Genomic DNA, 12,898 nt, shown 5'->3' with positions numbered 1-12,898 from the left:
ACGCAGGGTGAAAATAATGCAAGGCGCTAGTGTACATGCTGCGAGGGATAATGTGTGGATGCGATTGCATCGGGGTATCAGATTCTGTATGATCCGCCGCCATTGTGTCGTTAGAAGAAATGATCGTGTTGTTCGCGCAAATGATGATTTCGTTCGCATAATGAACTTAACTTACTCAACTTTCGTGTGGTGTCTGGCGGAACAGGGCTGGATAGCGACACGGCCTTAACAGAGGTTTCCCATGAAAAAAGGTATTCACCCGAATTATTCTGAAGTTACTGTAACTTGCTCTTGCGGTAACGTGATCAAAACCCATTCTACCGTGGGTCGTGACCTGAACCTGGACGTTTGTGGCGAATGCCACCCGTTCTACACCGGCAAACAACGTGATGTTGCAAGCGGTGGCCGTGTTGACCGCTTCAACAAGCGTTTCTCCGTACCAGGCGCTAAAAAATAAGTTTTACTGGCCAATTGGCATTGTCCCTTTTGGCATAGTAACTTTCAACAAAGGCACCTATCGGTGCCTTTGTCGTTTCTGGCGTATCAATATCCCTGCTGACGTTTTACCAGCAGCCCCAGAACGAAGATGCCGCCTAATCCTGCCGTAATAATCCCGATAGGTAATTCCTGCGGCGCGAGTAGCTGCCGGCTGAGCCAATCGCCACCGCACAGCAGTATCGCACCGAGCACCGCTGTCAGCGGCAGAAGCTTCTTGTGCAGTACGCCGCTCAATGGGCGGGCCAGATGGGGAATCATCAGGCCTATAAAGCCGATCACGCCGGTCAGCGCGACCAACAGCGAGGTGGCGAACGCGCAGCAGATGAAGATTTCCACTCGTACGCGAGCCAGATTAACGCCCATTGACGCTGCGGTTTGCCCGCCTGCCAATAGCGCGTCGAGCGCACGCCAGCGCAGGGCGGTGAGGCTAAATAGCAGCAGGACGCTGAACACCGCGAAAGGTAAGGTATCCCAACGGGCAAGGCCCAGCCCGCCCAGTGACCAGAAAAGAATTGAGCTGGCAGCGCGTTGATCGCCGGAAAACACCAGATAATTCGTCAGCGCACCGAACAGAAAAGAGATCGCCAATCCGCAGATGATCAGGCGTTCTGCGCCACGCGCCTGTTGCAGCAGAAACAGCACGGTTACGGCGACGGCGGACAAGATTCCGCCACTGAAGGCCGCTACCGGCAATGCCCAGTCACCGAGTTGTTCACCAAAACGAGTGATGACGGCTACGGCACCTGCTGAGGCTCCAGCAGACAGGCCGAACAGAAAAGGGTCAGCCAGATCGTTGCGAGTCGCCGTTTGCAGAAAGGCACCGACCATCGCTAAACCGGCACCGCACAACGCTGCCAGCAGGCTGCGGGGAATGCGCAGCTCCAGAATGATGCGTGAGGTCATCGGCGAGACGTCTGCTGACGATAACCCCAATACGCTGGCGACCTGCGTAAGGGGAATCGTCGTGCTGCCTGTCGCAATATTTAACAGCATCAGCCCAACCAATATCAGCAGCGCGATAACGAAGGTTGCAGCATAACGTGAAGACATTGGGTTCACTTAAAGGCATCCGGGTAAAGGGCGTGCGCCAGTTTATCGATGGCTGTCATGTTGGCGGGCCCCGGCGTTAGCTCTGCATATTGCAGCTTCAGATAACGATGTTGCTGTACGGCAGGGGTAAATTTCATCAGCGGGTGCGATTCCAAAAAGCGTCTTAACGCTTCTGCGCTGTTGCCCGTCTGGTAATCCAGCAAAATGATAACGTCGGGCTCGCGTGCCGCCACGCTTTCCCACGATGTGGAGGCCCAGCTCGTTTCCATATCGTCCATCACGTTCTTGCCGCCCGCTGCCTCAATGATGGCGGTTGGCATAGCGAATTTCCCGCTGGTAAAAGGCTTATCGTCGCCAGAGTCATACAGAAAAATCTTCTGCTTTGGCCGATTGCCGATACGTGTTTGCAGGGTGGCAAGGTGCTGTTTCCAGTCATCGACCTGTTCCTGAGCTTGTTCCTGCTTACCGAAGATTTTCCCCAGTTTCAGCAGGTCGCCATAGAGGAGATCCATGCTGGCTTGAGGTCGCTGCTGTTGCTGTTCGGTGAAAACACAGCTTTCGCTAAGAACGAGGGTCTGAATACCGTATTTTTTCAGAGACTGCGGTGTGACTTCTCCGCCTACTTTCATGCCGTAGTTCCACCCGGCAAAGAAGAAATCTGGATGTACGGCCAGCAGGTTTTCCAACGTCGGGTATTTTGCTGCCAGTTCAGGGATCGTGCCCTGCCGCTGGATAAAGTCTGGGGGCGCCTTATACCAGCCAGTGATTCCGGTCAGCCCGACGATATTTTTTTGTAAGCCCAGTGCAAACGCCATTTCTGTCATATTCAGGTCATGAATAACGGCTCGCTGCGGCGGCTGGGTAAAGGTTAGCGGTTGTCCACAGCTGTCGACCGTGACCGGAAAACCAGAGGCGTGCGCCCCGTACGACGTCAATACCAGCAGTCCAGACAGAAACGTTATTTTCATCAGGGTTCCTTAGTGCAGTTCAGGGGCTTCAAAGATGCGAATGGGTGAGCCGTTTAGCGGATGTGGCACCGTAAAGCTCTCCATCCCAAATACTGATTTCACACAGTCAGCGCTCAGCGCGTGTGCAGGCGTTCCCCAGCGGAGTAGCGTTCCCTGCTGCAAAACGGCAACGCGATCGGCAAAGGGAGTAATCAGTGGCAGATCGTGCAACACCGCCAGCGTTGAAATACCGCGTTTCCGCACGAGGGACAGTAGCTGTGTGCGTGCTAGCGGATCGAGATGGTTGGTTGGCTCATCCAGTAGCAGGAGTTGCGGCGTTTGTGCAAAAGCACGCGCCAGCGCGGCGCGCTGACGTTCCCCGCCGGAGAGCGTACCCAGCAGGCGATGGCGCAGCGGTAGTAATCCGGTATCGTCCAGCGCTTCGTCAATGAGTTGGCGATCGTGCGCAGGTGTGCTGAACCCATGGTGTGGAATTCGTCCTAAAGCGACATATTCCGCTACCCGCAGGCGCAGATCTGGCGTATCGCTTTGCGCCAGAATCGCGATGCGCTTTGCTCGTTCATGACGGTTGAGTGCGTTCAGAGGTTGGCCGTTCAAATGGACATACCCTGCCGTTGCGCTAAGTTCGCTGGTCAGCACGCGTAACAGTGTGGATTTGCCGCTGCCATTGGGCCCAACCAGTGCTAAACGTTCACCTGCGTGCATAGAAAGCGAAATATCACTGAGTCTTGGAGCCCGATTGGCGTCGGTAACGGAAACATGGTGAAGTTGTAGCAGCACGGGGCTGTTGGCGAGAGGTGCTGTCATGAGGCGGAATATTACCGTTATAGGTCAATGATGGTATGTTATAACATACCAAATTAAATGCAATCCTGATTTATAACGTGAGCGGAAAAGGAAACGAGCGGAAGAAGAGAGAGCGGTTGGCGTTAATAAGGGGTGGTGTGTTTTTGCATAACAAAACCCCGCCAGAAAAAGCGGGGTTTTGTTAGAAAGATAGATTGCAACGAGCGATCAGTATTCCCACGTATCCGGGTCGATACCCATTTCACGCATGATGATTTTCGCTGCTTCAGGAATTTCATCGCTACGTTCTTTACGCAGGTCTTCATCATTCGGTAACGGTTGACCTGTGAACGCATGCAGAAACGCTTCGCACAGCAGTTCGCTGTTGGTGGCGTGGCGCAGGTTGTTCACCTGACGACGTGTGCGTTCGTCGGTCAGTATCTTCAATACTTTCAGCGGGATAGATACTGTTATCTTCTTGACTTGCTCGCTTTTTTTACCGTGTTCAGCGTAAGGGCTGACATACTCGCCGTTCCACTCAGCCATGGGATACCTTAAAAATTAATCTAATGAAGACAGCATCTGTCATGAAATGCCACAATTCTAGCGGTTATTATGCTTATGCTCAATCTATACGCAAAGAAGTTTAGATGTCTAGATGTGTTGACGTCTATTAAAACTGCGTTTACTCTTAAGTTCCTATCTTTCAGCCTCCAGCCAGGAAAAGAGCCGATGACGCGTAAACAGGCAACGATCGCAGTCCGCAGCGGGTTAAATGATGATGAACAGTATGGCTGCGTCGTCCCCCCTATTCACCTTTCCAGCACGTATAACTTTACCGGATTCAACCAGCCACGCGCACACGACTATTCGCGTCGCGGTAATCCCACACGTGATGTGGTACAGCGTGCGCTTGCCGAACTGGAAGGCGGTGCGGGTGCGGTAATGACGAGCAGCGGGATGTCGGCGATTATGCTGGTTTGCACGGTGTTCCTACGTCCCGGCGATCTGCTGGTGGCTCCGCATGACTGCTACGGTGGCAGCTATCGTCTGTTTGACAGCCTGAGCAAGCGCGGCGCGTTTCGCGTCAAATTTGTCGATCAAGGTGATACCCATGCGCTCAACGCGGCGTTGGCAGAAAAGCCGAAGCTCGTGCTGGTGGAAAGCCCGAGCAATCCGCTGCTGCGTGTCGTCGATATTGCTGCGATTTGTCAGGCTGCGCGGGAAGCCGGTGCGGTCAGCGTGGTGGATAACACTTTCCTGAGCCCCGCGTTGCAGAAGCCGCTGGAACTGGGAGCCGATCTGGTGGTGCATTCGTGTACCAAGTACCTGAATGGTCACTCTGACGTGGTGGCGGGTGCAGTGATCGCCAAGGATGTCGATACCATCACTGAACTAGCTTGGTGGGCAAACAATATTGGTGTGACGGGGGCGGCGTTTGACAGTTATCTGCTGCTACGTGGCCTGCGTACCTTATCGCCGCGCATGGCGGCCGCGCAGCGTAATGCGCAACAAGTGGTTGAATTCTTACAGACGCAGCCGCTAGTGAAAGCTCTGTATCATCCTTCACTGCCGAACAATCCCGGCCATGATATTGCCCGTCGTCAACAATCTGGTTTTGGCGCTATGCTAAGTTTTGAGCTGGATGGAGATGAAGACACCCTGCGACGTTTTCTGGCCTCGCTGGAGCTGTTCACGCTGGCGGAATCGCTGGGCGGGGTTGAGAGCCTCATCTCTCATGCTGCAACGATGACGCATGCGGGTATGGCGCCAGAGGCGCGTGCCGCAGCGGGTATCTCTGAAACATTACTGCGTATTTCCACCGGCATTGAAGACGGCGATGATCTGGTTGCCGATCTGGATCGTGCGTTTCAAGCCGCAGCCAAGAGGTAAGAATGAGTGCATTAGGAGTAGCGCCATCGGTAACGGGCCGACAGCTGCATAAGTTTGGCGGTAGCAGTCTGGCTGATGTGAAATGTTACCTGCGCGTAGCCGGTATTATGGCGGAGTATAGCCACCCCGGTGATTTGATGGTGGTGTCTGCCGCAGGCAGTACCACAAACCAGCTGATTAGCTGGTTGAAACTGAGTCAGAGCGATCGTCTGTCGGCGCATCAGGTTCAGCAGGCATTACGCCGTTATCAAAGTGAATTGATTGCCGGGCTTCTACCCGCACAGGATGCAGAGGCGCTGACAGCACAGTTTATTCGCGATCTGGAGCGTTTGGCTGCGCTGCTGGATGGCAAGATTACGGATGCTGTCTACGCCGAAGTGGTTGGGCACGGTGAAATTTGGTCGGCTCGTTTGATGTGCGCCGTGCTGAATCATCGGGATATGAATGCAGCCTGGCTGGATGCGCGTGATTTTCTCTGTGCGGAACGTGCCGCGCAGCCTCAGGTTGATGAAGGGCGCTCCTGGCCGCTGTTGCAGCAATATCTGACGCAACATTCAGGGCAGCGTTTGGTTGTGACTGGCTTTATCTGCCGTAATGACGCGGGTGAAACGGTACTGCTGGGTCGTAATGGGAGTGACTACTCCGCGACGCAAATTGGTGCGCTGGCGGGTGTTGAGCGCGTGACCATCTGGAGTGACGTTGCCGGCGTTTATAGCGCTGACCCGCGCAAAGTGAAAGATGCCTGCCTACTGCCACTGCTGCGGTTGGATGAAGCCAGCGAACTGGCACGTCTGGCAGCTCCGGTGCTGCATACGCGTACTTTGCAGCCTGTTTCTGGCAGCGATATAGATTTGCAGCTGCGTTGCAGCTATCAGCCTGAACAGGGTTCGACGCGCATCGAACGCGTGCTGGCCTCGGGTACGGGTGCCAAAATTGTCACCAGTCATGATGATGTGTGCCTGATTGAAGTTCAGGTTCCTTCCGAACATGATTTCGTGCTACTGCAAAAAGAAGTCGAACAGATTCTGAACCGTGCGCAATTGAAACCGCTGGCGATTGGCGTTCATCAGGATCGTAGCCTGCTGCAACTGTGCTACACCTCTGAAGTGGTGGAAAGCGCATTACAGTTGCTGACACAGGCCGCGCTGCCCGTTGAACTCAGCGAGCGTGATGGGCTGGCGATGGTCGCCATGGTCGGTGCGGGTGTGGGTAAAAACCCGCTACATAGCCACCGTTTCTACCAGCAGTTGAAAGATCAGCCGATTGAATTTGTCCGCCAGGCCGATGATGGCATCAGTCTGGTGGCGGTTTTGCGTGTTGGCCCGACGGAACATTTGATTCGTGGTTTGCACCATTCCCTGTTCCGCGCGGAAAAGCGTATCGGTCTGGTGCTGTTCGGCAAGGGAAATATTGGTTCACGCTGGCTGGAACTGTTTGCGCGTGAGCAGAGCAACCTTTCTGCACGTACTGGCTTCGAATTTGTACTGGCTGGCGTGGTGGACAGTACGCGCAGCCTGTTGAACTATGATGGGTTGGATGCTAGCCGCGCATTGGCTTTCTTCGAAAGTGAAGCGCAAGAGCGGGATGGCGAAGATCTGTTCTTGTGGATGCGTGCGCATCCCTTTGATGATTTAGTGGTATTGGACGTTACCGCCAGTGAATCGGTCGCCGATCTGTATTTGGATTTCGCCAGCTACGGTTTTCACGTCATCAGCGCCAACAAACTGGCGGGTGCATCCGGCGGCAATAACTATCGCCAGATCCGCGATGCATTCGCCAAAACCGATCGCCACTGGCTGTATAACGCGACCGTTGGTGCGGGTTTGCCGGTCAACTTTGCCGTACGCGATTTACGGGAAAGTGGCGACAGTATTCTGTCGATTAGCGGGATTTTTTCCGGCACGCTCTCTTGGCTGTTTTTACAGTTCGACGGCACCGTACCGTTCACCGAACTGGTCGATCAGGCTTGCCAGCAGGGGTTGACCGAACCGGATCCGCGCGTTGACCTCTCCGGTCAGGATGTCATGCGTAAGCTGGTGATTCTGGCTCGTGAGGCGGGATATGATATCGAACCTAGTCAGGTTCGGGTCGAGTCGCTGGTTCCACCGAGCTGTGAACAGGGATCTGTCGATTACTTCTTTGAAAACGGAGATTCGCTGAACGAACAGATGCTGCAACGTCTGGAAGCCGCACAGGAAATGGGCTTGGTTCTGCGCCATGTCGCACGCTTTGACAGTAACGGTAAAGCACGCGTCGGCGTCGAGGCGGTCCGTCCCGATCATCCTCTGGCTTCGCTGTTGCCGGGTGATAATGTATTTGCGATTGAAAGCCGTTGGTATCGGGATAACCCGTTGGTTATCCGTGGACCGGGTGCGGGGCGCGATGTGACGGCGGGTGCGCTTCAATCTGATCTAAGCCGTTTGGTGCAGTTACTGTAATCGCAACATCATCGTTGGCCGTTTCCACGCATTGGGGAGACGGCCAATACTAAAAAGATCCGCCCCTTCATTTCCCTACCTTTCAAAAGTTTTCTGCCGCTATTTTCCGTCAGTCGTGTCATTGAAATGTCATGGTGACAACACGCCACTGACACGATCTCACCGCACAATCTACGCATTGTTTGTTTATCGTGGAATGCACAGCTGTGCAAAAAACAACGTCCTCTGCGGTAGCCCCGCACATTGTTATCGACCATCTACATGTTGGATACGGCACGACAGACGTATTGAACGATATCCATCTGGAGATTGCGCAGGGCGAATTCGTTGCGTTACTCGGTTCATCGGGATGCGGCAAAACGACGCTATTACGCACGGTCGCTGGGTTCTCTTCACCGCGTTCGGGAGCGATTCGCGTTAACGGGCAGGATATGACACAAGCGCCGCCAGAGAAACGCGGAATGGCGCTGGTGTTTCAGAGTTATGCGCTGTGGCCGCATATGACGGTAGCGCAGCATATTGCGTACGGGCTGCGCTTGCGCCGTGTACCGCGTGCGGAAATAGCCAGTCGCGTAGCGGAACTGGAAACGATGCTGGGTTTGACGGGATTGAGCGCCCGTAAGCCTGCGGAACTGTCCGGTGGGCAGCGCCAGCGCGTCGCCCTGGGTCGCGCACTGGCGGTACGGCCCGATATTCTGCTGCTGGACGAACCACTCTCCAATCTGGATACCCGTATTCGTCTACAACTGCGAGATGAAATCCGTGCGCTGCAACAGCGGCTGGGGTTGACCGCGATCCACGTTACGCACGATCGGGAAGAAGCGATGGTGATGGCGGATCGCATCGTGATTTTGAATCAGGGTCGCATCATGCAGGCGGGTAGCCCACAAGAGGTGTATCACCATCCAGCCAGCTCGTTTGTCGCGGCGTTTATGGGCGCGGAAAATCGGCTTGTGCTGGACGCTCGCTATGACGGCGATACGCTGATGATTCCTGGGGATGCAGAAAGCCACTCACTGGTGCCTGCGAACACGTCGCTACAGCCCGGCCCGATAGAGGCGCGCTTCCGTGCGGAGGCTGCTCAGCTTTACGATCCGGCAGACGTTCCTCTCATCCAGCCCGGCATGTTGATGCGCTACGGCACGGTGCTGTCACAAAGTTATCCCGGTGGATACTGGCTGCATACGATTGCCAGTGGATCGTGGCGGATACAAGTTCATGCCACCTATCCTTATGCCATTGGACAGCGGGTTGCCGTGCAGATCCCCGCCGAGGCACTGTTTCTTTTCCCGCTAGCAGAAGAGGCCACGTCGCTGACGGCGGAACCCAATACGACTTCACTTTATTCCCCGCTTCCTGGCCTGACGGCCTGACCCTGAATTGGAGACAAATGATATGAAACGCATTTTTGCTGCAACGCTGATGATGAGTACGCCGCTGGCTGCTGTGCAGGCACAGGAATTAACCGTGTTGACGGCGGGCGATCAGAATATGGTCGACTATGTAAATGAATACTTAGGGCCGCTGTTTGAAAAGCAGCATCCCGGCGTAAAAGTGCGCGCTGTTGGCACTGGTCCGGGTGATGCCGGGTCGCAGAAGATTCTTGAGCGCTTTAATGCGCAGCAGGCTGCTGGTGCCAAAGTATGGGACACCGATGTCGCGGTTGTGCATGAGAAATTTGTCGGCCCGATGGTGCAAAAGGGCGATCTGCTGAGGTATCGCGATGATATCGCCAGCGGCAAGCTGGTCAGCATGGCCGCAGCGGATAAAGCCATGGGGACGGATGTTAAAGGCTACGTGATGCCGATGTTCAGTAGCCAGACGGCACTAGCTTATAACCCTGGCATGGTAGCTAATCCGCCTAAAAGCTATGACGAAATCCAGCAGTGGGCGGCAGCCAATCCGAAGATGTTTGGCTATAACGGCATTAAGGGCGGTGCATCGGGCGTCAGTTTTGTGATGGGCTGGATTTACGCTTACGGCGGCGATGCACAGAAGCTGATGAACGGACCGTTTGACGAAGCGGAAGCGAAAAAATGGCAGCCAGCGTTTGAACGCCTGAAAGCCTTTAACAAGAACGTGACGCTGACGCCGGGCAATGCGGGCACGCTCGATATGTTGAGCCGTGGTGAAATCGCCATGGGGCCAGTGTGGGTCGACATGTTCTATTCCTGGAAAGCGAGTGGACAACTGCCAGACAATTTCAAACTGCTGCTTCCTACACCGGGTATGCCGGGACAACCGATGCACTATGTCATCCCCGCGCAGGCACCGAACCGTGAACTGGCTAAACAGTTTGTCGAACTGGCAACCAGCGCCAAAGTACAGGCCGAAGGGATTGTAGAGCGCTTTAACTGGTATCCGGGGATTGATGCCAAGTACGTTCAGGCTGAGCTGAAACCTGAAATTTGGCAACGCCTGTTTACCGATGTGACGCCCGATGAGCTGGCAAGCAAAGGCAAGACGTTCCCTATCGCGCCTTATCACACCGCGATTTTGAACGCCTATGAGCAGGCGATGGCGAAGTAATTCACTCGCGGTATATACACTTGTACTACAGGCGCTCTGGCGGGATGAAGCCAGAGCGCGGAGACATTCATGTTGCAAGTATCCCAATTCTCTTCCCGACTGGCGGGGATCGCGCTTGTGCTACCCGCGCTGGCGGTGGTGGCTGTCTGTTTTATTGCTCCGCTGGGGCTGTCGGTTGGGGGCGCTTTCGTCAGTCAGAATGGCGTGGGCATGGATAATTTTGTCACGGCATTGACGCTGTATCTGCCCGATATCCTGTTTACCTTGATGATTGTGGGCCTCGCTACGTTGCTAATCGGCGTGCTGTCCGTTCTGATTGGCGGTTACCTGACGTTAGGGGAAAACCCGCATATGGTCGCGCTGTTGCGCTGGGTATATCGCTGGCCGCTGTTTATCCCTTTTATCGTGACAGGGCAAATTTTACGCACGTTTCTGGCCAAAAACGGCTGGCTGAATGGCGCGCTGGATGCGCTTGGCATCGTTGATATTGCCAGCGCCAGCAATTGGCTGGATTGGCGCGGCATCGTATTCGCCTTCGTCTGGAAGCAGACGCCGTTTGTGGCGCTGTTGGTCGCGGGTGCCATGGCGTCGCTGGATCGCACGATGATAGAGTCCGCCCGTAACTTAGGCGCATCGCGCCTGCGTATTCTGTGTGAAATTGTGGTGCCGCAGGTTGGGCAAACGCTGCTCACTGGGCTCATTCTCTCTTTTGTCACCATGATGTCGGTACTGTCCGTGCCGATGATGATCAACGCCCAGTCGCCGACGATGCTAACCGCCAATATAGCTTTCCGTATTAACGCCTACGGCGATTATGGTGTGGCGAATGCGTTGGGGGTGATTTCCCTGCTGATGACCGGCCTGTTTGCTGTGATTTATCTCCGCCTGAACATGAGGGAGAAGGTATGAAGAACGTACTGTGGTGGATCCCGAGAATGCTGATTCTGGGGACACTGATCTTCTTGATCTTCGGGCCATTGGCTAACCTCCTGCTGTGGTCGGTAGCGGAAAAATGGTTCTATCCCCACCTGTTGCCTAATGACTGGGGTTTTGCCTTCTGGAAACGAGTGTTTTCACCGCGCGGCGTGGCCTGGGAAGCGTTGGGAAATAGCGTACTGGTCGCGGTGTTTACGGTGCTGGCTTCACTAGCGCTGGCGATTCCGGCTGGATATGCACTGGCGCGTCTGGCGTTGCCTGCCCGTGGCTTGATACTGTTGGTATTTCTTATCCCACAGGCGTTTCCGAATCTGACGGTGTACGTCAATATCGCTCGCCTGTTTTATCAATGGGGGCTGAACGGCACGTTGCTGGGGGTTGTGCTGGTTCACACGGTGCACGGACTGGTGTTTGCCGTCTGGATTGCTTCAGCGGCGTTCTCTGCGGTGGGGCGTGAAATGGAACAGGCGGCACGGTCGATCGGCGCCGGACCGTGGCGCGCCTTTGTCGATATTACTCTGCCGCTGGCTATGCCGGGCTTGATGGCATCCGCCATTTTCGTCTTCCTCGAATCGCTGGACGAATTTACCGGCAGCTATTTCGTGGGTGCGCCGGATGTACAGATGATGCCACTGCTGCTCTATACCGCAGGGGCGGGCGGTAACTATCAAATCGCTTCCATTACTGCGCTGGTGCTGCTGATTCCTTCCGTTCTGTTCATGCTGGTCGTGGAGCGTTTTTTGAAGGCTGACGTCATGGCAAGGATAGGGAAATGACGGTGAGTAAACCGGGTTACGTTAGCGCACAGGATGTCGCGCGTCGGGCTGGCGTATCGCGCTCGGCGGTGTCCCGTAGTTTTACCCCCGGTGCAAGCGTGTCTGCTGCCACCTATGCCAAAGTGATGACCGCAGCACAGGAACTGGGATATCAGGTTAACGATCTCGCGCGTGGTCTATTGGCGAACAGCAGCCGTCTGGTGGGGCTGGTGGTGACGCATCCCGAGGTCGGGTTTCGTGCCAATTTGGTCGCGGAGCTGTCACAGGCGTTAATTCAACGCGGCTCGATTCCTGTTCTTATTAACACCGGCCATGTGCGAGAAGCGATGGTTGCAGCGCGTTCTATTCTATTCGGCCATCGGGCAGAAGCAACGATTGTGCTTTCCGGCTCGCCGCCTAAAGAGTTTGTCGAACTGGCACAGCTAAACGGGCAGCCACTGATTGTCATCGGGCGGCACGAACCGGCGTGTGACAGCGTACACATCGATAATGACACCGCTGCGCGCATGGCGGCGCGGCTGTTTGCCTCATCGGGCAGAACGCGTCTGGCTCTGGCCGGAGCAGCTTCGGCAACGCCCAATATCATTGAGCGTGAACAGGCATTTTGCGATGAGGCGCGGGCGTTAGGACTGCCCGTGGCTGTGGTGCGCGGTGGCGATACGGATTATGACGACGGGCTGGCGGTGGGGCAGACGTTGTTTTCGCTCCCGAAAGCCGTCAGGCCGGATGCCGTGTTCTGCGTTAACGATTTAGTGGCGTTTGGCGTGATCGATCGCGCAAAACAGTGTGGACTTGCTGTTCCGCAGGATCTTATGGTTATCGGGTTTGACGATATTCCGGCCGCAGGGTGGGATGCCTATGCGTTGACAACGTTTCGTCAGGATCCTGCAGTGATGGCAGCACAGGCGTTGGCGTTGCTCGATCGACGTCAATCTCAGCTACAAGAACCCGCGTGCCGAGCGAAAGTGGCCGCTCCGTTAATCCGCCGCCAGTCTGCGTAACGGCATTGATGGGCGATAGCGCG

At 55.2% G+C, this 12,898-nt stretch carries 12 protein-coding genes; 8 read left to right on the top strand and 4 right to left on the bottom strand.

The features are described from left to right. The first annotated feature begins 241 nt into the window (after positions 1-241). Complete coding sequence (locus DCX48_12025) at positions 242-457, top strand: 50S ribosomal protein L31 (GenBank protein ID QXE15179.1); 216 nt, start codon at positions 242-244, stop codon at positions 455-457. Between the two features lie 86 nt (positions 458-543). On the opposite strand, the gene DCX48_12020 is transcribed toward DCX48_12025, so the two are convergent. The 4 genes from DCX48_12020 to metJ form a co-directional block, all read right to left on the bottom strand. Continuing rightward, positions 544-1,557, bottom strand: a complete 1,014-nt coding sequence (locus DCX48_12020; GenBank protein QXE15178.1) for an iron ABC transporter permease — start codon at positions 1,555-1,557, stop codon at positions 544-546. Next, on the bottom strand, positions 1,554-2,516 hold the full coding sequence (locus DCX48_12015; protein ID QXE15177.1) for an ABC transporter substrate-binding protein: 963 nt from the start codon (positions 2,514-2,516) through the stop codon (positions 1,554-1,556). Before DCX48_12015 ends, DCX48_12020 begins: the two co-directional genes overlap by 4 nt. A 9-nt stretch (positions 2,517-2,525) precedes the next feature. Continuing rightward, the gene (locus DCX48_12010) at positions 2,526-3,323 is read right to left on the bottom strand and encodes an ABC transporter ATP-binding protein (protein QXE15176.1); all 798 of its coding nucleotides are present in this window, start codon (positions 3,321-3,323) and stop codon (positions 2,526-2,528) included. Between the two features lie 207 nt (positions 3,324-3,530). Next, positions 3,531-3,848 carry a met regulon transcriptional regulator MetJ gene (gene metJ / locus DCX48_12005; protein QXE15175.1) on the bottom strand — a complete coding sequence of 106 codons (318 nt, stop codon included), beginning with the start codon at positions 3,846-3,848 and terminating at the stop codon, positions 3,531-3,533. Between the two features lie 186 nt (positions 3,849-4,034). On the opposite strand from metJ, the gene DCX48_12000 reads away from it, so the two are divergent. The 7 genes from DCX48_12000 (at position 4,035) to DCX48_11970 (ending at position 12,875) form a co-directional block, all read left to right on the top strand. Next, positions 4,035-5,195: a cystathionine gamma-synthase gene (locus DCX48_12000; GenBank protein QXE15174.1), complete on the top strand. Its 1,161-nt coding sequence runs from the start codon at positions 4,035-4,037 to the stop codon at positions 5,193-5,195. Positions 5,196-5,197: 2 nt separating this feature from the next. Beyond that, entirely contained in the window at positions 5,198-7,633 is a 2,436-nt protein-coding gene (locus DCX48_11995; GenBank protein QXE15173.1) for a bifunctional aspartate kinase/homoserine dehydrogenase II, read from the top strand. 206 nt (positions 7,634-7,839) lie between these two features. Further along, positions 7,840-9,006, top strand: a complete 1,167-nt coding sequence (locus DCX48_11990; GenBank protein QXE15172.1) for an ABC transporter ATP-binding protein — start codon at positions 7,840-7,842, stop codon at positions 9,004-9,006. Positions 9,007-9,028: 22 nt separating this feature from the next. Next, positions 9,029-10,162 (top strand): extracellular solute-binding protein, encoded by a 1,134-nt coding sequence (locus DCX48_11985; GenBank protein QXE15171.1) that lies wholly within the window; start codon positions 9,029-9,031, stop codon positions 10,160-10,162. Between the two features lie 69 nt (positions 10,163-10,231). Continuing rightward, complete coding sequence (locus DCX48_11980; GenBank protein ID QXE15170.1) at positions 10,232-11,071, top strand: sugar ABC transporter permease; 840 nt, start codon at positions 10,232-10,234, stop codon at positions 11,069-11,071. Then, complete coding sequence (locus DCX48_11975) at positions 11,068-11,874, top strand: ABC transporter permease subunit (GenBank protein QXE15169.1); 807 nt, start codon at positions 11,068-11,070, stop codon at positions 11,872-11,874. The genes DCX48_11980 and DCX48_11975 overlap by 4 nt, the downstream gene beginning before the upstream one ends. Beyond that, a complete protein-coding gene (locus DCX48_11970) occupies positions 11,871-12,875 on the top strand; it encodes a LacI family DNA-binding transcriptional regulator (GenBank protein ID QXE15168.1) in 1,005 nt (334 codons plus the stop codon). Before DCX48_11975 ends, DCX48_11970 begins: the two co-directional genes overlap by 4 nt. Positions 12,876-12,898 lie beyond the last annotated feature (23 nt).

The sequence above is a fragment of the Pectobacterium atrosepticum genome (genome assembly GCA_019056595.1).
Lineage (GTDB): Bacteria > Pseudomonadota > Gammaproteobacteria > Enterobacterales > Enterobacteriaceae > Pectobacterium > Pectobacterium atrosepticum.
The sequence above is the reverse complement of the archived record's forward strand: the minus strand, read 5'-3'. Positions and strand labels throughout refer to the sequence as shown.